This window comes from Microbacterium sp. Y547 (genome assembly GCF_057669785.1).
In genome coordinates this window covers 204,162-224,421 of sequence record NZ_JBYHFN010000005.1, presented here as the reverse complement: position 1 = coordinate 224,421, position 20,260 = coordinate 204,162, and the positions used below count along the sequence as shown (strand labels likewise).

16 protein-coding genes are annotated in these 20,260 nt (G+C 70.9%); 13 read left to right on the top strand and 3 right to left on the bottom strand.

The genetic code is table 11. The annotated features are described in order from the left end of the window. Window positions 1-72 precede the first annotated feature (72 nt). From AC25Y0_RS10305 to AC25Y0_RS10295, 3 genes are all read left to right on the top strand, one after another. Window positions 73-960: an aldo/keto reductase gene (locus tag AC25Y0_RS10305; protein ID WP_488123852.1), complete on the top strand. Its 888-nt coding sequence runs from the start codon at window positions 73-75 to the stop codon at window positions 958-960. Between the two features lie 4 nt (window positions 961-964). Continuing rightward, entirely contained in the window at window positions 965-2,800 is a 1,836-nt protein-coding gene (locus AC25Y0_RS10300) for a thioredoxin domain-containing protein (RefSeq protein WP_488134591.1), read from the top strand. Between the two features lie 150 nt (window positions 2,801-2,950). Continuing rightward, window positions 2,951-5,533: an LPXTG cell wall anchor domain-containing protein gene (locus AC25Y0_RS10295; RefSeq protein ID WP_488134590.1), complete on the top strand. Its 2,583-nt coding sequence runs from the start codon at window positions 2,951-2,953 to the stop codon at window positions 5,531-5,533. A gap of 99 nt (window positions 5,534-5,632) precedes the next feature. Here AC25Y0_RS10295 and AC25Y0_RS10290 read toward each other — a convergent pair whose 3' ends face one another. Next, window positions 5,633-6,865: a glutamyl-tRNA reductase gene (locus tag AC25Y0_RS10290; protein ID WP_488123855.1), complete on the bottom strand. Its 1,233-nt coding sequence runs from the start codon at window positions 6,863-6,865 to the stop codon at window positions 5,633-5,635. 38 nt (window positions 6,866-6,903) lie between these two features. On the opposite strand from AC25Y0_RS10290, the gene hemE reads away from it, so the two are divergent. From hemE to hemL, 6 genes are read left to right on the top strand one after another with little or no spacing between them, the layout of a single operon-like run. Then, window positions 6,904-7,974, top strand: a complete 1,071-nt coding sequence (gene hemE / locus AC25Y0_RS10285) for a uroporphyrinogen decarboxylase (RefSeq protein WP_488123856.1) — start codon at window positions 6,904-6,906, stop codon at window positions 7,972-7,974. Further along, window positions 7,964-9,190: a protoporphyrinogen/coproporphyrinogen oxidase gene (locus tag AC25Y0_RS10280; protein WP_488123857.1), complete on the top strand. Its 1,227-nt coding sequence runs from the start codon at window positions 7,964-7,966 to the stop codon at window positions 9,188-9,190. Before hemE ends, AC25Y0_RS10280 begins: the two co-directional genes overlap by 11 nt. Window positions 9,191-9,227: 37 nt before the next feature. Beyond that, entirely contained in the window at window positions 9,228-9,914 is a 687-nt protein-coding gene (hemQ, locus tag AC25Y0_RS10275) for a hydrogen peroxide-dependent heme synthase (RefSeq protein WP_488123858.1), read from the top strand. 16 nt (window positions 9,915-9,930) lie between these two features. After that, entirely contained in the window at window positions 9,931-10,839 is a 909-nt protein-coding gene (gene hemC, locus AC25Y0_RS10270; RefSeq protein WP_488124036.1) for a hydroxymethylbilane synthase, read from the top strand. After that, complete coding sequence (gene hemB, locus AC25Y0_RS10265; protein WP_488134589.1) at window positions 10,836-11,816, top strand: porphobilinogen synthase; 981 nt, start codon at window positions 10,836-10,838, stop codon at window positions 11,814-11,816. The genes hemC and hemB overlap by 4 nt, the downstream gene beginning before the upstream one ends. After that, on the top strand, window positions 11,813-13,135 hold the full coding sequence (hemL, locus tag AC25Y0_RS10260) for a glutamate-1-semialdehyde 2,1-aminomutase (protein WP_488134588.1): 1,323 nt from the start codon (window positions 11,813-11,815) through the stop codon (window positions 13,133-13,135). Before hemB ends, hemL begins: the two co-directional genes overlap by 4 nt. Before the next feature lie 25 nt (window positions 13,136-13,160). Here the strand turns inward: hemL and AC25Y0_RS10255 are convergent, their stop codons facing one another. Next, the gene (locus AC25Y0_RS10255; protein ID WP_488124037.1) at window positions 13,161-14,708 is read right to left on the bottom strand and encodes a dolichyl-phosphate-mannose--protein mannosyltransferase; all 1,548 of its coding nucleotides are present in this window, start codon (window positions 14,706-14,708) and stop codon (window positions 13,161-13,163) included. Window positions 14,709-14,734: 26 nt separating this feature from the next. Between AC25Y0_RS10255 and rsmI the strand changes: the two genes are divergently transcribed. From rsmI to AC25Y0_RS10240, 3 genes are read left to right on the top strand one after another with little or no spacing between them, the layout of a single operon-like run. After that, the gene (gene rsmI / locus AC25Y0_RS10250; RefSeq protein ID WP_488123861.1) at window positions 14,735-15,562 is read left to right on the top strand and encodes a 16S rRNA (cytidine(1402)-2'-O)-methyltransferase; all 828 of its coding nucleotides are present in this window, start codon (window positions 14,735-14,737) and stop codon (window positions 15,560-15,562) included. A 38-nt stretch (window positions 15,563-15,600) separates the two neighbouring features. Continuing rightward, window positions 15,601-17,196, top strand: coding sequence for a methionine--tRNA ligase (gene metG / locus AC25Y0_RS10245; protein ID WP_488123862.1), 1,596 nt, complete (start codon window positions 15,601-15,603; stop codon window positions 17,194-17,196). 22 nt (window positions 17,197-17,218) lie between these two features. Then, on the top strand, window positions 17,219-18,109 hold the full coding sequence (locus AC25Y0_RS10240) for a TatD family hydrolase (protein ID WP_488123863.1): 891 nt from the start codon (window positions 17,219-17,221) through the stop codon (window positions 18,107-18,109). Here the strand turns inward: AC25Y0_RS10240 and AC25Y0_RS10235 are convergent. Next, on the bottom strand, window positions 18,088-19,359 hold the full coding sequence (locus AC25Y0_RS10235) for an MFS transporter (RefSeq protein ID WP_488123864.1): 1,272 nt from the start codon (window positions 19,357-19,359) through the stop codon (window positions 18,088-18,090). The two genes, AC25Y0_RS10240 and AC25Y0_RS10235, sit on opposite strands and share 22 nt — an antisense overlap. Window positions 19,360-19,409: 50 nt before the next feature. Between AC25Y0_RS10235 and rsmA the strand changes: the two genes are divergently transcribed. After that, on the top strand, window positions 19,410-20,255 hold the full coding sequence (gene rsmA / locus AC25Y0_RS10230) for a 16S rRNA (adenine(1518)-N(6)/adenine(1519)-N(6))-dimethyltransferase RsmA (RefSeq protein WP_488123865.1): 846 nt from the start codon (window positions 19,410-19,412) through the stop codon (window positions 20,253-20,255). Window positions 20,256-20,260: the final 5 nt, after the last annotated feature.

Sequence of the window (20,260 nt, the reverse complement as noted above, 5' to 3'; positions counted from 1 at the left end):
GGCGTACGTCTGTCACCCGGTTTCTTCACATCCACCCGAGACGGGCAGGCTCTGCGGTCGTAGTCTGTTCGCATGGCAGACCACCACGCACACCACCACGCCGGCCCCGAGGCTCAGCCCCCCGCCGATGTGCCGCGGATTCCGCTCAACTCGGGGTACGACATTCCGCAGTTCGGGTACGGCGTGTTCAAGGTGCCGCCCGCGGAAACCGAGAAGGTCGTCAGTGAGGCGCTCGCGCTCGGCTACCGCCACATCGACACCGCAGCGATCTACGGCAACGAAGCGGGTGTCGGTGCGGCGATCGCGCGGAGCGGCATCCCGCGCAAGGAGCTGTTCATCACGACGAAGCTGTGGAACGACCGGCAAGCCGGGGAAGAGCCGCGCGCTGCGCTCGAGCAGAGCCTGACCACACTCGGGCTGGAGTACGTCGACCTCTATCTCGTGCACTGGCCCGCACCGGCGAACGACAACTACGTCAACGCGTGGAAGTCGCTCACGACCTTCGGCGACACGGGTCTCGTGCGCTCGGTCGGCGTGTCGAACTTCCTCGTGGAGCACCTCGAGCGCATCGTCGATGCGACGGGAGTGCTGCCCGCCGTCAACCAGATCGAGCTGCACCCCGCCCATCAGCAGCGCGACGTCGTCGCGTGGTGCGCCGAACGGGGCATCCGCATCGAGGCGTGGGGTCCGCTCGGACAGGGCAAGTACGACCTGTTCGGCACACCCGCCGTGCACGACGCCGCGGCAGCTCATGGCCGCACGCCCGCGCAGGTGGTGCTGCGCTGGCACATCCAGAAGGGCAATATCGTCTTTCCGAAGTCGGTCAACCCCGAACGACTGCGCGAGAACCTGCGCATCTTCGACTTTGCGCTCTCGGACGCCGAGATGGCGGCGATCGACGCTCTCGATCCGGGTGATGGCACGGGGCGCGTCGGCGCGCACCCGAATGAGCTGAACTGAGGAGATGAACGACCGCCTCTCTCGTTCGGCCAGCCCCTACCTGCGGGCCCACGCCGAGAATCCCGTCGCGTGGTATCCGTGGGGAGAGGCGGCTTTCGCTGAGGCGCGTCGGCGTGACGTGCCCGTGCTCGTGTCGATCGGCTACTCGACGTGCCATTGGTGCCATGTCATGGCACGGGAGTCCTTCGCCGACGCCGCCACCGCGGCGGATCTCGACGCGGGCTTCGTCGCGATCAAGGTCGACCGGGAGGAGCATCCCGAGGTCGACGCGGCGTACATGGCCGCCGCCGCGGCGTTCACGCCGAGCCTCGGCTGGCCGCTCACGGTCTTCACGACGCCCGAGGGGCGCCCGTTCTTCGCGGGGACGTACTTCCCGCCCGAACCGCGCGGCGGTCTGCCGGCGTTTCGTCAGGTGCTCGCGGCCGTGCACGAGGCGTGGACCGAGCGTCGCGACCAGGTCGACAGCACCGCCGAGGCGATCGTCGACGCGCTCACCGAGGTGCGGACGAAGACCCGCGAGGCCGGCTCGCTGCCCGACGCAGAAGAGCTGCGCGCCGCTGCACGCGCTCTCGCGGCACAGGAGGATCCCGAGTACGCCGGGTTCTGGGGCGGCGACCCGGCTGCGCCGAAGTTCCCCGTCGCGACGGGACTGGGCTTCTTGCTGAGCCGCTTCGTGCGCACGGCCGAGCCCGAGGCGGCGGCCGTCGCCTACCGGGCGTTGCAGACGATGGCTGCGTCGCCGCTGCGCGACCGGGCCGAGGGCGGCTTCTTCCGCTATGCGACGCGGCGCGACTGGACCGTGCCGCACTACGAGCGCATGCTGACCGATAACGCGCTGCTGCTCGAGGCCGCCCGCGAGGCCGACGACGAGCGCACCGCACGCGGCATCGCCTCGTTCCTCACCTCGGTGCTGCAGCAGCCATCGGGGGGATTCGGTGCGGCGCAGGACTCCGAGTCGTGGATCGACGGCGTCCGCAGCGAGGGCGGGTACTACCTGCTCGAAGACCGTTCGGGACTCGAGCCGCCAGCCGTCGACGGCAAGGTCGTGACGGGGTGGAACGGTCTCGCGATCGGTGCGCTCGCCCGTGCCGGCGCGCGCTTCGGCGAACCCTCCTGGATCGAGGCGGCCGCGTGGGCGGCGGACGCCGTGCTCGGGGCCAACACGCTGCCCGACGGCGGCCTCGTGCGTGCGTCCTTGGACGAGATCCCCTCACGCGCCGCCGCGACGCTCTCCGACTACGGTCAGCTCGCCGCCGGGCTCGTCGCGCTCGCCATCGCGACGGGCGAGCCGGCAGCGGCCGTGCGCGCCCGTGAGCTCGTCGAGGCCTGTCTCGCCGACGACGAGCCCGCCGTGCCCGGCGGCGGCGACCCCGTGCTCACGGTGCAGGGCATCGGCGCACCCGACGCGGCATCCGACGGAGACGAGCCCTCGGGGGTCGCGGCGCTGGCCGACGCGGCCGCGCAGCTCTGGTTGCTCGGCGGGGGTGATGAGCTGAGGGCTCGGGCCGAGCACCTCGTCGCCCGACACGCCGCTGCCGCGCTTTCCCAGCCGCTCGCGCACGGCGCGCTGCTGCGCGTCGCGACGATCATCGCGGCGCCCCCGCGGCAGGTCGTCGTCATCGGCGACTCCGACGATCCGCTCGCGCGCGAGGCACGTGGTCTCGATGCCGATGTCGTCGCGGTCATCAGCCCCGACCAGGCCAGAGAGTGGGTCGACGCGGGTTTCGAGCTGTTCGCCGATAAACCGGCGATCGTCGGCGCCCGTGCGACCGCATACGACTGCCACGGCTTCGCCTGCCGCCTTCCCGTCACCGACCCCGCGCAGCTCGCCGCCGGCTGAGCTCGCGGTCACGCGTATCGTCCGACCGACACGGCAATCCCGCAACCCGGCACGCAGATCCGCTGTGGCGGCACGGCACGGGGGCTCGCACGGGCCCTCGCACATCCACAGATACCTACCGTCGTTCCGAAACGAACGAAGGGCAGAATCATGTCTATCCGGAAAGCAGCTCGCGAGCGGGCCGACTCCACGACCATCACCCGCCGGATGCTGCGCATCCGGCGCACGTTCGCGCGTCGCACCGTGCGACTCGTCGCGACGGTGCTGGCGACGGCGATCGTCGCCGCCGGTGCGATCGTCGGCGTGCAGAGCGCGTCGGCGGCGTCGCAAGGTCCCGGCTTCGGCACGTGGCCGAGCAGCCATATCGGCTGGGAGGGCGCCTTCATCGCGCCCGACGGCAGCCTCATCTACTGCATCGTGCCGGGCGCCGCCAACCCCACCGGGGCGACGAGCTCGGCCGGCATCCACTCGTCGATCATCTCGGACAGCCCGTTCGGCACGTCGACCATCAGCGGGGACACCGCGGCGAAGATCAACACGATCGTCACGCAGTACGGCCAGAGCTGGGACAACGTGAACGCCTCGGCGGTCTCGTTCGTCGTCAAGCATCTCGCCAACCCCGATGCGATGTACAACTCCAGCGGTTGGAACGGCTCCCACGATCTCAACGGCTTCATCAACTACAAGCTCGTCGGGCTCGTCGGCCCCGCGACCGTCGGCGCGATCCAGGCCCGCGCCGCGCAACTGCTCGCGGCCGTCGAAGGCGTCACCGCGGGAGCCGTCAACGGTGCGGGCGAGCTCGTCTTCACCACCGACGCCGCGAACAACTACGCCGGCACGGTCAAGATGGTGGGGACGCCCGCAACGGGAACCGTTTCGCTCACGAACGGCATCTTCGCCTCGACGGGGAGCGCGTCGCTCGCCGGCATGCGACAGGGTGTCGCCTATCCCGTGCGCGGAGTGCCGCCGACCCACAACGGCGCGTCCTATCGGATCTCGGGTTCGGGCACCTTCGGGTCGGGGCATGCCGCGGCGCTGCACCTGTGGACGACGCCCGGTCAGCAGGCGGCTGTCGGTCCTGGCGGCGCCGGAACCTTCCGCGTCGCCGGCAAGGACTCGACCGCCCGCAGTGTGACCTTCGCGCCGCACATCACGACGCAGGTCGAGCAGGTCTACGCGCCGGGAGGCACCTTCGTCGACCACGTGACATTCGGCACGTCGCTCAACGAGTGGCCGCGGGTCGCGGGGGGTCGGTTCGTGACCGTGGCAGCCACGGCCCGGGTGTACAGCACCCCCGCGCAGCCGATCGAGGCCACGGCGGACATCCCCGCCGACGCCGTCGAGGTGGGCGAGCTCGTGCTGGTCACGGATCCGGCGACAGGTCCGTCACAGCCGTACCGGGTCGAGTCGGATTGGGAACTCCCCGGTCCCGGCCATTACACCGCGGTATGGAGCATCATCGGCACCGACCAGTCCGACCAGACGCGGGCGTACCTGCAGAACGGGTCCGCCTACGAACGGCACGAGCGTTTCGGAGAGAAGACGCAGATGACGATGGTGCCCAACATCACCTCCGAGGCCCAGCCCGCGGCGCAGAAGGGCGGCACGGCGTTCGACACCGTCATCGTCGCCGACGTGCTTCCCGCCGGCGGCGCCGACATCTCGACGGCGCTCTACCGGGTGCCCGAGGACACCGAGGCCTTGGGCGCGTGCGTCGCGGAGAACCTCGTCTGGCAGAGCGAGACGCTGCACATCGACGCCGTCGGCCGGTACACGTTCACGGCTCCTGTCGTGCCGTCGTTCGGCGACTATGCGTGGCAGCACCGCGCAGACGATGTCGACGGGCGCGAGATCATGGTCAGCGAGTGCGGCCTCGAGAGCGAGATGACCTCGGCGCCCGTGCCGACGATCGGCTCGCTTGCACCCGAGACGATCGGCTATGCCGGTCTCGTGCGCGATGTCGCGATCGTCGACGGACTGGTACCGGCCGACGGCGAGACATACATCACGTTCGAGCTCTACCGCGCCGTCGACGGCGTCGCCCCGATCGACTCCTGCACGGCGGACTCCCTCGTAGGGGACACGAGCGACCGGCCCGTCGTCATCACGCAGGCGGGGGAGTACACCTCGCCCGGCATCCGCGTCACGGAGGCGGGCACGCACTACAGCGTCGAGCGCCTGTCGTGGCGAGCTGACGCCGACGGTGATCCGATCGTGCTCGACCAGGGCGAGTGCGGTCTGCCGCACGAGACGACGCTCGTGAGCGAAGCGTCACTGCGCACGCAGGCGACGCCCTCGGTCGGGATCGGTGACACCTACCGCGACGAGGCGTTCGTCGAAGGGCTCGGCGACGACGTCGCGGCCGAGATCGTCTTCGAGGTGTTCCACAACGCGCACGACCAGGCTCCGACGTGCACGGCCGAGACCCTCGTCGAGACGCGTCGCACCTCGATCGTCGGCTCGGGAGTCTTCGCCTCACCTGCCCTCACGGCGACCAGGGAAGGACGTCAGCTGTGGGTCGCGACCCTGCAGCACACGCCGGAGGGGTTGGATGCGCCGGTCGTGCTCGCGAAGGGCGACTGCGGCGAAGAGGACGAAGTGACGCTCGTGCGCGGTGAGCTTCCGCTCACCGGATCCATCGGCACGCCGTGGATCGCCGGCCTGGCGGGTCTGGCGCTGCTGGGCGGGGCCACGATCCTCGTGCTCCGCACCCGGAGGCAGGCCTCCGCGTGACGTACCGGACCGGTGCCCTCGAGCTTTCTCGGGGGTGCCGGTCCGCCGTCTCGGCAACGTGCTGCGTCTGGCGTCGAGGGGATGCCGGTGCGGCGACGGTCAGACCGCTTCGAGCCCGCGGGGGCATCGGGCCGCGGCGGGTACGTCGATGCCGAAGACGATCCCGAGCGCGCGCTCGTACTCGTCGAGGCGTCCTTGTTCGGCGTGCTCGCGGGCCCGCACCGACGGGATGTGCGAAATGACCCCGGCGAGGTGACGCAGCGCGGTTTCGGTAGCCGCATCACCGCCGCGCGCGGCGGCGCGGGCGAGCTCGTCGTCGAGGGCCGCCTGGATGTGCGAGCGCACCGCGACGACGGCGGGAGCCGCCGCGGCTTCGGCGGTGAAGGCCGCCGCTGCCGACCCGACGATCTCGTGCGCCCCCGCGCCGAGCTCGGGAAGCGCGGCATGCCGGCCCAGCAGCTCGAGGTCGAGCAGTTCGACCCCGTCGAGGTCGGCGACGGCGGCATCGACGTTGCGCGGCAGGCCGAGGTCGATGATGAGGCGCGGGGCACCGGTGGGCACATCGTCGCCGACGATCGTGTAGCGGGTCGTGCAGGTGAGCACGATGCGGGCGCCCCCGATCGCGGTGCGCAGGTCGTGCTCGGCACGGATGCCGTAGCGCGCGGCGAACTGCTGCGCGCGGCCGGTCGCGGAGTACACGCGAACGTCGGCTGCGCCGCGGGCCCGCAGGGCGGCGATCGTCGTCGCGGCGTACTGGCCCGTGCCCACGATGAGGACCGGCGTGCTCTGCCAATCGGACACGCGCGTGTCGGCCAGTTCGAGCGCGAGCCGGGCGAGGGAGCGGCCGCCCGCGGCGACGTCTGCCTGCGCGCGCACGGCGCGGGTCGCGTGCGCCGCGCGCTGGAAGACCCGCTCGAGGGTCGGGCTCGTCGTGCCGTCGCGGCGTGCCGCCGTGAGCGCGCGCTGCACCTGACCGCTGATCTCCTCTTCGCCGACGACCATCGACTCCAGGCCCGAGCTGACCTTGAAGAGGTGGCGAACGACGTCGTCACCTGCAACGGTCACCGCCGACGCGCGCAGCGCCGTGATGTCGGTGTCGGCGAGCGCCAGCTGCTCGAGCACGGCCTCGCGCGCGACGGCGACGGCGCCCGTGAGCGGCTCGTCGATGTCGAGGTATGTCTCGAAGCGGTTGCACGTGGCCAGCACGACGGCTCCGCGCACGAAGTCATGCGCTTCGGTGAGGTCGGCGGCGGTCGTTTCAGCCACACGCGAGATACGGTCCAAGACCTCGAACTCGGTGTTGCGGTGATTCGCCGTCAGACAGAACAGCACGCAGAGATTCTAACGGCGTGAGGTCGTAGCCTGGCTGTGTGCTTTCCGACGTGACGGTCCTGCCCGATACCCACCCCCTGCGCGACGGCAGGACGACCGGTGCCCGGCTCGTCCGCGCCGCACGGGGCGACCGGCCCGAGACCCTGCCGGTCTGGTTCATGCGTCAGGCGGGCCGCTCGCTGCCGGAGTACCGCGAGCTGCGGGCCGGCACCGAGATGCTCGAGTCGTGCCTCACTCCGGCGCTCGCGTCCGAGATCACGCTGCAGCCCGTCCGGCGCCACGGTGTCGATGCCGCCGTCTTCTTCAGCGACATCGTCGTTCCGGTCCTCCTCGCGGGCGTCGATGTCACCATCGTGCCCGGACGCGGTCCCGTGCTCGCGAACCCCGTGCGGTCCGCATCCGATGTCCTGGCTCTGCGTCCCCTCGAACCCGACGCACTCGCGCCCATCTCGGAGGCCGTCGCCCGTACCGTCGCCGAACTCGGCAGCACGCCGCTCATCGGGTTCGGTGGAGCGCCGTACACCGTCGCGAGCTACCTCATCGAGGGTGGGCCCTCGAAGGATCAGCTGCGCACGCGCGCGCTCATGCGCAGCGACCCGCACACGTGGGCGACGCTGCTGAACTGGTGCGCCGACGTGACGGGCGCCTTCTTGCGCGCGCAGGTGCTCGCCGGGGCCAGCGTCGTGCAGCTCTTCGACTCATGGGCGGGGTCCCTCTCGCGCGATGACTACGTGCGCCGCGCGATGCCGCATTCGCGTCGCGCGATGGACTGGCTGCGCGGACTCGACGTGCCGCGCATCCACTTCGGCCTCGGACTCTCCGAAGCGCTCGACGCGACCCCTGCGGTCGGTGCCGACGTCATCGGCGTCGACTGGCGCCTGCCGCTCGACGAGGCGAACCGGCGTCTGGGCGGCACGATGCCGCTGCAGGGCAACATCGACCCCGCTCTGCTCACGGCGCCCTGGAACCTCCTCGAGCGCCACGTGCGCGACGTCGTCGAGCGCGGCTCGGGGGCCCCGGCGCACATCGTGAACCTCGGGCACGGCGTGCCGCCCGAGACCGACCCCACCGTGCTGACGCGCATCGTCGACCTGGTGCATGAGCTCTGAGGTCATCGTCGTCGGAGGCGGCGTCGCGGGCCTCGTCGCCGCGCGCCGCCTCGCCCTCGCGGGCCGCAACGTCGTGCTGCTCGAGCGCAGTGACCGGCTCGGCGGTCAGGTGCAGCCGCTACCGCTGGCCGGAGTGACGCTGGACGCCGCCGCCGAGTCGTTCGCGACGCGCGGCGGTGCCGTCACGACGCTCGCCGCCGAACTCGGCCTCGAGGTCGTGCCGCCCGCTCCGGTATCGGCGTGGCTGCACCGCGCCGACGGAACCGCCGTGCCGTTGCCGGCGGTCGGCGTCCTGGGCATTCCGGGGACACCGCTCGCGCCCGACGTCGTTCGCGCGATCGGACGCGTCGGAGCCTGGCGCGCCGCACTCGATCGGGCTCTGCCGGCGCGGATCGGCCGGGACGCGGCATCCCTCGGCGCCCTCGTGCGCGCTCGCATGGGGTCTCGCGTCGTCGACGGACTCGTCGCCCCTGTCGTGCGCGGCGTGCACTCGAAAGAACCCGACGCGCTGCCCGTCGAAGCGGTGGCGCCGCGGCTGCGCGCCGAACTCACGGCCCGGGGTTCGCTCGCGGCGGCCGTGCAGGCTCTCCGCGCGCAGGCCCCCGCCGGCACGCAGGTCGCAGGCCTGCGCGGCGGGATGCACCGACTCGTCACGGCGCTCGCCGCCGACGCCGCCCGGCTGGGCGTCGATGTGCGCACGGGCGTCGACGTCACCGCGCTCGATGCCCACGGGGTCGTCGCCGGGGGGCAGCGCCTCGACGGCACCGTCGTGCGTGCTTTCTCGGCACCCGCTGCGCGGCGGCGGCTCACGCTCGTCACGCTCGTCGTGGACGCTCCGGGATGGGATGCCGCACCGCGCGGCACGGGACTGCTCGTGGCAGCTGACGCTCCGGGCGTGGGGGCGCGGGCCCTGACCCACATCACCGCGAAGTGGGCGTGGGCCGCCGAGGCGCTCGGCGCTCGACACGCCGTCCGGCTGTCCTACGACGGAGACCTCGCCGGCGACGCCGTCGCGCGCGCCGTCGCCGACGCGCAGAAGCTGCTCGGCGCGCCGCTTCAGGCGGTGACGGATGCCGCCGTGCAGGCCTGGGACCGCGGGGCGCAGCCGTATCCCGACGAGGTCATCTCGGTGGGGGAGGGAGTCGCCGGCACAGGCCTTGCCGGTGTCATCGCGCATGCCGAACGGACGGCCGCGGCGATGACGACCTCGGCATGACGGGCGCATCCCCTCGGAAAAGGGGGAGGATGGACGGGTGAGTTCTTCGAACGATGGCACCGATCCGACCACCGACACGACCTCCACGGCGACGTTCTACACTCTGTGGGCTGTCTTCCGTCGCGACCCGCACCCCGCGCCGGCGACGGGCTCCGGCTTCGCCGAGGTCTCGGCGGGCGTGTCCAGCCTGCGCGGCGTCTATGACGTCTCGGGCCTGCGCGCCGACGCCGATGTGATGCTGTGGCTCACGGGCGACACCGCTGAGGGTCTGCAGGCAGATCTGCGCACGCTGCGCCGCTCGCTCGAGCTGTCGCCCCTGCTGCCGACGTGGAACGCGCTCGGCGTGCACCGCGATGCCGAGTTCAGCCGCGACCACTCACCGGCCTTCGCCCGTGGCCTGCCGCCCAAGGGCTGGCTCACGGTGTACCCGTTCGTGCGCAGCTACGAGTGGTACCTGCTGCCCTCCGCCGAACGCGGGGCGATGCTCGCCGACCACGGCCGCAAGGGGCGGGAGTACCCGAGCGTGCAGTCGAACACCGTCGCGAGCTTCGCGCTGGGCGACTACGAGTGGCTGCTCGGCCTCGAAGCCGACGATCCCATCGAACTCGTCGATCTCATGCGCTACCTGCGGTTCACCGAAGCGCGCCGCCACGTGCGCGAAGAGGTGCCGTTCTTCACCGGTCGCCTCATCACACCCGACGAACTGGGCGAGGTGCTTGCATGACCGCGCCGGCGACGTCATGAGCGCCCTGCGGATCGGCACGCGCGCGAGCGCCCTCGCGATGACCCAGGCCGCCACCGTCGCCGACGCCCTCGGCGGTGAACTCGTGCCGATCGTGTCCGAGGGCGACCGCTCCACGGCGTCGCTGTCGACCCTCGGCGGCACGGGCGTCTTCGCTGCGGCGCTTCGAGAGGCGCTCCTGGCCGGTGAGATCGATGCCGTCGTCCACTCCTTCAAAGACCTGCCCACCAGCCCGCTCGAGGGATTGTCGATCGCCGCGGTGCCGAAGCGGGAGGACGCACGTGACGCACTGTGCGCGCGTGACGCTCTGACGTTGGACACGCTGCCCGAGGGCGCGAAGATCGGCACGGGGTCACCTCGCCGCCGCGCCCAGCTCGCGAGGCACCGGCCCGATCTCGACCTCATCGACATCCGCGGCAACATCGACACGCGTCTGAGCCGCGTCGGCACCGACCTCGACGCCGTCGTGCTCGCCGCGGCGGGTCTGACGCGGCTCGGCCGGCTCGGCGTCGTCACCGAGCTGTTCGAGCTCGACCGATGGCCAACCGCCCCCGCGCAGGGAGCGCTCGCGGTCGAGACCCGCGTGGGAGATGAGCGCCTGGCGGCGCGCGTCGACCATCGCCCGTCGCGCGTCGCGGCTGAAGCCGAGCGGGGCGTGCTGGCCCGGCTCGAAGCGGGGTGCGCTGCCCCTGTCGGAGCCCACGCGTTCGTCGAGGACGGGATGCTGTTCCTCTCGGCGCGGGTCTACCGGCCCGACGGCGGAGACCAGCTCACGAGTTCGCACGCCGCCTACCTGGGCGACGTGACGGCGCTCGAGATGGCTGAGCGTGTCGCCGACGAACTGCTCGCCGCGGGAGCCGCCGACCTGGCCCCGCTGCGTGCACGGCCCTATGAGGATCCCCAATGACCGCATTTCCCGCTGTCCGCCCTCGCCGACTGCGCGCGACGGCCGCCTGGCGCCGACTCGTGCGAGAGACCCGGGTGAGCCCGGCACAGCTCGTGCTGCCGCTGTTCGTGCGGGAAGGAGCGACTGAACCCCGCCCGATCAGCTCGATGCCCGGCGTCGTGCAGCATTCGCTCGACTCTCTGAAGTCCGAGCTTCATCGCGCCGCGACGGCGGGCATCGGCGGGGTGATGCTCTTCGGCGTGCCCGAGCACAAAGACGCCATCGGGTCGGGAGCAACCGACGACGACGGCATCCTCAACGTCGCGACACGCGTCGCCGCCGCCGAAGTCGGCGACACGCTCGTCGTGCAGACCGACCTGTGCCTCGACGAGTTCACCGACCACGGTCACTGCGGCGTGCTCGATGACCAGGGTCGCGTCGACAACGACGAGACCCTCCAGAGGTATCGCGACATGGCTCTCGCGCAGGCGGCCGCCGGATCGCGGCTGCTGGGACTGTCCGGGATGATGGACGGCCAGGTCGCAGCCGTGCGGGCGGCGCTCGACGGTGCCGGGCACGGCGCGACGGCGATTCTCGCGTACGCCGCGAAGTACGCTTCGGCCCTCTACGGACCCTTCCGCGAAGCCGTGCAGTCCTCGCTCGTGGGCGACCGCCGCACGTATCAGCTCGACCCCGCGAACCGTCGCGAGGGGCTGCGCGAAGTCGACCTCGACATCGCCGAGGGGGCCGACATCGTCATGGTCAAACCCGCTATGAGCTACCTCGACGTGCTCGCCGACACAGCGGCATCCTCACCCGTGCCCGTCTGGGCGTATCAGGTGTCGGGGGAGTACGCCATGATCGAGGCCGCCGCCGCGCAGGGCTGGATCGACCGCACCCGCGCGATCGACGAATCGCTCGTCGGGATCGTGCGCGCCGGTGCCGACGCCGTCTTGACCTACTGGGCCATCGAGGCCGCCGAAAGGCTGAGCGCATGACGACGAACGACGACGCCGCTGTCCGCGCACGCGCCGTGATCCCCGGTGGCGTGAACTCTCCCGTGCGCGCCTTCGGATCGGTGGGCGGCACGCCCCTCTCGATCGTCTCGGCGACGGGAGCGACCGTGCGCGACGTCGCCGGCCGCGACTACATCGACCTCGTCGCTTCGTGGGGCCCCGCGCTCCTCGGCCACGCTCACCCCGAGGTCGTCGCGGCCGTGCAGGAGGCCGCCTCCCGCGGCCTGTCGTTCGGCGCATCGACGCCGGGCGAGACCGAGCTGGCCGAACTCGTCATCGACCGGCTGCGCATCGACGACGTGCGGGGAATCGACCGCCTGCGGCTGGTGTCGACGGGCACCGAGGCGACCATGACCGCGATCCGCATCGCACGAGGAGCGACGGGGCGCGACATCGTCGTCAAGTTCGCCGGGCACTACCACGGGCACTCCGACGGTCTGCTCGCCGAAGCCGGTTCGGGAATCGCCACCCTCGGACTGCCGGGCTCGGCGGGGGTGCCCGCCGACGTCGCGGCGCTCACCCTCGTGCTGCCCTACAACGACCGCGATGCCGTGCGCGCGGCCTTCGCCGCGCACCCCGGGCGCATCGCGGCCGTCATCACCGAGGCCGCCGGTGCGAATGCCGGCATCCTCGTGCCCGATCCGGGGTTCAACGCGTTCCTCGCCGAGACGGCGCACGCGAACGGTGCGCTGCTCATCCTCGATGAAGTCCTCACGGGCTTCCGCGTCGGACCGGCCGGCTGGTGGGGTCTCGAACAAGCCGCAGGCGGGCGATGGCGCCCCGACCTCGTGACGTTCGGCAAGGTCATCGGCGGGGGGATGCCGCTGGCGGCGATCGGCGGTCGCACCGACCTCATGGAGCTGCTCGCACCCCTCGGCCCCGTCTATCAGGCGGGCACCCTGAGCGGCAACCCGCTCGCCGTCGCGGCGGGCATCGCGACGCTGCGGCTGGCGGATGCCGACGTCTACGACCGCGTCGACCGCGCCGCCCGCGCGGTCTCGACGGCGCTCGGCGAGGCGCTCTCCGCCCAGGGCGTCTCCCACGTCGTCTCGCACGCGGGCAACCTCTTCTCGCTCGCGTTCCGCCCAGAGCCCGTGCGCGACTACGACGACGCCCGCGCGCAAGAGGCCTGGCGCTACCCGCCGTTCTTCCACGCCATGCTCGATGCCGGTGTATCGCTGCCGCCGAGCGTCTTCGAGGCGTGGTTCCTCACGGCGGCGCACGACGATGCCGCGATCGAGCAGATCCTGGACGCGCTTCCGATCGCGGCGCGCGCCGCGGCAGCGGCTTCGCACGGCTGAGAGCGGACAGACCCCGCGCAGCCCGTCAGATCCAGCTGGGCAGCCAGTTGTGCATGCGCCAGAAGTCGTACGGCACACCGGTCGCGGTGACGATCGGGTACCAGAACGCCGCCAGCACGAGCACGACGGCGAGGAAGACCCAGACGACCCGCTGCCCTGACTGGCGCCGGTAGCCGTCGGTGCTCGCCGCGCCGGCGACGTCGCGCAGCGCGAACGTGAGCGCGAGGATCAGGAACGGGAGGATCGCGACGGTGTAGAACTGGAAGATCGTGCGCTCGGGGTAGAGCAGCCACGGGACGTACGTCACCGCGATGCCGGTCAGCACGAGCGCGATACGCCAATCCCGCGACACGACGAAGCGCCACACGAGGTAGACCGCAGCGGCGACGGCGGCGTACCAGACAAGCGGATTCGGCATGCTGTAGATGTTCTGCACGATGCCGTCGTCGTTCTGGAAGTACATCGACGTCGGGCGCATGAGCAGGGGCCACTGCCAGGCGGGGCTCGCGTAGCCGTGGGCGCTCACGAGTCCGACGTGGAAGCCGTAGATCTGCTCGTGGTACGCCCACAGATTCGCCAGGGCCGAGCCGATGCCACCGCCGTCCGAGCCCTCGAGTGCGCGGCGCCCGTAGCCGCCGTCTGTCAGGAGCCAGCTCGCCCACGACGCCACATAGACCGCGGCGGCGACCGGGATGAACAGGACGAACGTCACGACGCCCTGGCGGAAGGCGGCGTCGGTCGGCCAGAAGATGACGCCCGCGCGGCGTCGCGCGAGAGCATCGACCACGACGAGGTAGATCCCCAGGCCCGCAGCCACGTACAGCCCCGACCATTTGACCGCGGTCGCGGCTCCGACCGCGGCACCTGCCGCGATCACCCACGGGCGGTTCCACAGCACGGGTCCCCACGCGGGCGGATCATCGCCGTGGTCGCGCGCGGCGAGCGCCGCGGCGAACCGGGTCGCCGTGCGGCGATGATCCAGCACCACGAACCAGAACGCGAGCAGCACGAAGAACGTGAGGATGCCGTCCAGCAGTGCCACGCGACTCATCGCGATCGCGAGACCGTCGACGGCCAGCAGACCGGATGCCACGGTGGCGAAGGCGATCGAACCCGTGAGCGACTTCGCCACGAGGTACAGCACGAGCACGGTCGCGATGCCGAACACAGCCACCGCGATGCGCCAGCCCCAGGCCGAATCCGGCCCGAACAGCGCCATGCCGAGGCCGATGAAGAACTTGCCGAGGGGCGGATGCACCACGAAGCTGCCGGACGTGAGGAAGATGTCGGTGTCGCCCGCGATGAAGCTCGCATCGGCGTCATCGGGCCAGCTCGCGGCATAGCCGAGGTTCCACTGCGTCCAGGCATCTTTGACGTAGTAGGTCTCGTCGAACGCCAGGGTGCTCGGATGCCCCAGGTTCCACAGCCGCAGGACGGCGGCGACGACGGTGACGAGGGTCGGGGCGAGCCAGCGCCACAGCCGGGCCAGACGCGGCTCGCCGGCCAGGCGCAGCATCCACCGGTCGTACAGGGTCGGTCGCGCGGGCGGCAGCAGCGGCTCGGCGATCGGCATCACGGCGACCAGCCTATGCTGGCGGCGTGATCATCCTCGCGGCGACCCCCATCGGCAATCTGGGCGACGCGTCGCGCCGCCTCGTCGAAGCACTCGAGGAGGCCAGGATCGTCGCCGCCGAAGACACCCGCACGACGCAGCGGCTGCTCGCGGGGCTCGGCATCGCCAACCGGCCGAGGCTCATCGCGCTGCACGACCACAACGAGAAGGAGCGTGCGCCCGAGATCGTCGAGCTCGCTCGCGACAATGACGTGCTCGTGCTGTCCGATGCCGGCATGCCCACGGTCTCCGACCCCGGCTACGGGCTCGTCGCGGCCGCCGCCGAGGCCGGCGTCGCGGTCACGGCGATCCCCGGTCCGAGCGCTGTCGTGACGGCGCTCGCCGTTGCGGGCTTGCCGACCGACCGCTTCACGTTCGAGGGCTTCGTCGCGCGCAAGCACGGCGAGCGGATGGCCGAGTTCACCGCGCTGGCGGGCGAGCAGCGCACCATGGTGTTCTTCGACGCCCCCTCGCGCGCCGCCGCGACGCTGGCGGACATGGCCGCGGCGTTCGGCGCCGATCGGCGCGCAGCCGTCTGCCGCGAGCTGACGAAGCTGCACGAAGAGGTCGCGCGGGGCACCCTGGCCGAACTGGTCGCCTGGGCCGAGCAGGGCGTGCGGGGCGAGCTCGTCATCGTCGTGGCCGGGGCCGCGGCGCGTGAACTTCCCTTCACCGATGCCGTGACGCATGTGCTCGACCTCGTCGCGGCGGGGACGCGCCTCAAAGTTGCCGCCACCGAGGTCGCCTCGCACACTGGTCACTCGTCGCGGGATCTCTACCAGGAAGCACTCGCGCGGCGAGCGCGGCCGTCATAGCGCCAGAAGCGGCATCCATCCGGCCTAGAATCTCAAGGGTGACTTCTGGCCGCAGCTTCTACATCACGACGCCGATCTACTACCCGAGCGACGTGCCCCACATCGGCCACGGCTACACGACCGTGGCCGTCGACGCGCTCGCCCGCTGGCATCGCCAGGCCGGCGATGACACGTGGATGCTGACGGGCACCGACGAGCACGGCCAGAAGATGATGCGCGCCGCCGCCGCGAACGGGTCGACGCCGCAGGAATGGGTCGACAAGCTCGTGAGCGAGTCGTGGTTCCCGCTGCTGGAGACCCTCGATGTCGCCAACGACGACTTCATCCGCACGACCCAGCCGCGCCACGAGGAGCGGGTCAAGCGGTTCGTGCAGGCCATCTACGACCGTGGGTACATCTACGCCGGCGAGTTCGAGGCGCTCTACTGCGTCGGCTGCGAAGAGTTCAAGACCGAGGCCGAGATCGTCCAGGGCGAGGGGGCGTTCGAGGGGCTCAAGGTCTGCGCGATCCACTCGAAGCCGCTCGAGCTGCTGCAGGAGAAGAACTACTTCTTCAAGCTCAGCGAGTTCCAGGACAAGCTTCTCGAGCTCTACGCGAGCAGTGACTTCATCCGACCCGAGTCCGCGCGCAACGAGGTCGTCTCGTTCGTCAAGAGCGGGCTCAAAGACCTGTCGATCTCACGCTCGACGTTCGACTGGGGCATCACGGTGCCCTGGGACGAATCCCACGTCATCTACGTGTGGGTCGATGCCCTGCTCAATTACGTCACGGCCGTGGGATACGGCGACGACCCTGCGCCGGGCTCCGGCGAGGAAAGCGAATTCGCGCGCCGCTGGCCGGCGTACCACGTCGTGGGCAAGGACATCCTGCGCTTCCACGCCGTCATCTGGCCCGCCATGCTGATGGCCGCCGGCGTCGATGTGCCCGCGGGTGTCTTCGCGCACGGCTGGCTGCTCGTCGGCGGCGAGAAGATGTCGAAGTCCAAGCTCACCGGCATCGCTCCGACCGAGATCACCGACGTCTTCGGGTCGGATGCGTACCGGTTCTACTTCCTTTCGGCGATCGCATTCGGACAGGACGGCTCGTTCTCGTGGGAGGACCTCGCCGCGCGCTACCAGGCCGAGCTCGCCAACGGCTTCGGCAACCTCGCCTCGCGCACGACGGCGATGGTCGAGCGCTACTTCGAGGGCATCGTGCCGCCCCCCGGCGAATACACCGAGCGTGACCTGCGCGTGCAGCAGATCGTGGCCGATGCCGCCGCCAGCGCCGATGCCGCGATCGAGCGATTCCGCATCGACGAGGCGATCCACGCCATCTGGACGATCGTCGACGACCTCAACCTGTACATCACCGAGAACGAGCCCTGGGCGCTCGCGAAGGACGAGACGCAGCGCGTGCGACTGGGCACCGTGCTCTACACCGCCGCCGAAGGGCTGCGCGCCCTGGCCGTGCTGCTGTCTCCCGTCATGCCCGAGGCGACCGAGAAGCTGTGGGTCGCGCTCGGCGCGGCCGAGTCGCTCGGTCGACTGGTCGATCAGCCCATCCGCGAGGCGGGCCAGTGGGGTGTCCTGCGTCCCGGCACGAGCGTCAACGGCCTCGCGCCGCTGTTCCCGCGCGTCGAGCAGGGCGCGTGAGCGTGCGGGAACGGCGCTCCTCGTGACAGACAGCGACCCGTCGCAGTACGTCCGTACCCGTTCGCAGGAGGGCCGCGGCGACGTGCGGTGGCCCGAAGCTCCCGAGCCCCTGCCCGTGCCGGTGTACGACAACCATGCGCACCTCGAGATCGACGACGGCGATGCGTCGCTGAGCCTCGACGAGCAGCTCGAGCGCGCTGCGGCGGTCGGCGTCGTGGGGGTCGTGCAGGCCGGTGGCGACATCGACTCGAGCCGTTGGTCGGCGTGGGCGGCGGCATCGCATCCCCGCGTGCTCGCGGCCGTCGCGATCCACCCCAACGAGGCGCCCGCGTACCAGAGCGCCGGGCGGCTGGACGAAGCGATCGGCGTCATCGATGAGCTCGCCGCCCAGCCGCGCGTGCGCGCGATCGGTGAGACGGGGCTCGACTTCTTCCGTACGGGCGAAGAGGGCCTGCCCGCGCAGTTCGAGAGCTTCGAGGCGCACATCGCCCTCGCGAAGAAGCACGGCATCGCGATGCAGATCCACGACCGCGAGGCCCACGACGCCGTCCTTGAGACCCTCGAGCGGGTCGGAGCCCCCGAGCGCACGGTCTTCCACTGCTTCTCGGGCGACGCGGCGATGGCCGAGATCGCCGCCGAACGGGGCTACTACCTGTCGTTCGCGGGCAACGTCACGTTCAAGAACGCCCAGAACCTGCGGGATGCCCTCAAGGTGACCCCGCGCGAGCGGATCCTCGTCGAAACGGATGCGCCGTTCCTCACCCCCGTGCCGCACCGCGGTCGCCCCAACGCGCCGTACCTGATCCCCGTGACGGTGCGTTTCCTCGCCGTCGAGCTGGGCGTCGAGCTCGACGAACTGTGCGCGCAGCTGGCGGCCAACACGCTCGAGGTCTACGGGGCGTTCGAGGACTGATCCGTCGCGTCGTCGCCCAGCACGGGGCGTGACGCCGCGATGTGCGAGATCGACCGCCACACGACGAGCAGCGTGATCGCCGAGCCGACGAACGCGAACCACCACGGCGCGGTGAGCCCCCAGCCCTGAGCGAGCAGGCCGCCGATCAGCTGCCCGATGACGAGCCCTCCGAAGACGCCGACCATGTTGACCGATGCGATGCGGCCCTGCAGGTGCATCGGCACGAGCCGCTGGCGCACGGTCGTCGAGATCGTTCCCCACACGAACGCGTACGCGCCGAATCCGAACATGAGGGCGAACGCGACGATCGGCGATGTCGTGAGCGCGAAAGCGAGGTGCATGAGCACTTCGAGCGTGAGGCACACGCGCATGAGCGTCGCGAACGAGACATGCCGCTCCAGCCACCCGAAGCACACGGTGGCGATGAGTCCGCCGAGCGCCGACGCCGTCGTGAGGGCGCCGTAGCCGACCGCGCCCATGTCGAGATACTCGGTCGCATAGAGCACGAGGACGCCCCACGGGGCTGCCCACGTCACGTTGAAGACGAGGATGATGAGGACGAGTGTGCGCACGGGCGCGTTGGCGCGCAGCCAGGCGAGCCCTTCGCGGATCGGACGCGGCTTCACCTCGGGGGCGGGATCCTCCTTCGGCGGAACGGGTGTGCGGGCGATGCGCGAGATGAGGATGACGGCGAGGCTCACGCAGACGATCTGGGTGACGAACGGCCAGAACGAGCCCGCCGCGAAGAGGAAAGCGCCCAGGGGCGGTCCCGCGAGCTGATTGCCGACGAGGAACCCCGCTTGCAGGCGCGCATTGCCGATGCCGAGGTCGGCCGGGCGCACGAGCATCGGCAGGAGCGTCGCGCCCGCCGTGTCGGCGAACACCTCGGCCGTGCCGTAGAGGAAGGCCGCCGCGAGCACGATGACCACGGTCACCTGGTCCGTCAGCAGGAAGACGACGAGTCCCGTGACGACGACGGCGCGCGAGGCGTTGGCGATCATGACGAGCCGCCGGCGGTCGTGATGATCCGCGATCGAGCCGGCGAGCAGGCCGAACAGCAGCCACGGCAGGAACTGCATCATCGCCCCGGCGGCCACGAGCAGAGGCGACGACGTCAGCGAGGCGATCAGAAGGGGGGATGCCGACAGCGCGATGCCGTCGCCGAGATTGCTCGTCCAGGACGAGGAGAGCAGCCAGCGAAAGTCCCTGCCGAGTCGCCGCGGCGCGATGAAGTCACCGAGGGAAGGCACCTCGACATCTTAGGGACGGAGAGCCTCTGCCACGTGACTACAGTTGACGCATGGCCGTGACTCTCCTCGGTGCATCCGAGATCCGCGCGCTCGCGGCAGAACTCGATGTCACCCCGACGAAGAAGCTCGGGCAGAACTTCGTCGTCGATGCGAACACCGTGCGAAAGATCGTGAACGTCGCCCGCGTCGCCGCGGGGGAGCGCGTCGTCGAGGTCGGACCGGGGCTGGGCTCGCTCACTCTTGCGATCCTCGAGACCGGGGCCGCCGTCACGGCCGTCGAGATCGATCACCGGCTCGCGGCGCGTCTGGAGGACACCGCCCGCGCGCACGGCGTGCCCGAGGGTGCGCTCACGGTCATCGACGCCGACGCGCTGCGGGTGACGGAGCTTCCGGGTGACCCCACGGTGCTCGTGGCGAACCTGCCGTACAACGTCAGCGTGCCCGTCCTGCTGCATTTCCTCGAGACCTTTCCGCGGCTGCAGCGCGGAGTGGTCATGGTTCAGGCCGAAGTGGGGGAGCGCCTCGCCGCCGGCCCCGGATCGAAGACCTATGGGTCGCCCAGCGTCAAAGCGGCCTGGTACGGAACCTGGCGCCTCGCCGGCACGGTGTCCCGTCACGTGTTCTGGCCCGTGCCCAACGTCGACAGCGTGCTCGTCGCCTTCGAGCGCGACGCCGAACCGCGGGGCACCGAGGACGAACGTCGCCGCACCTTCCGCATCGTCGACGCGGCCTTCCAACAGCGACGCAAGATGCTTCGCCAGGCGCTTTCCGAGGTCCTCGGCGGCTCGTCCGCGCACGCCAGCGCCGTGCTCGAGGCGGCGCACGTCGCCCCGACGGCGCGGGGCGAGAGCCTCACGGTCGAGGACTACCTGCGCATCGCCCGTGTCGATCACTAGCCTGG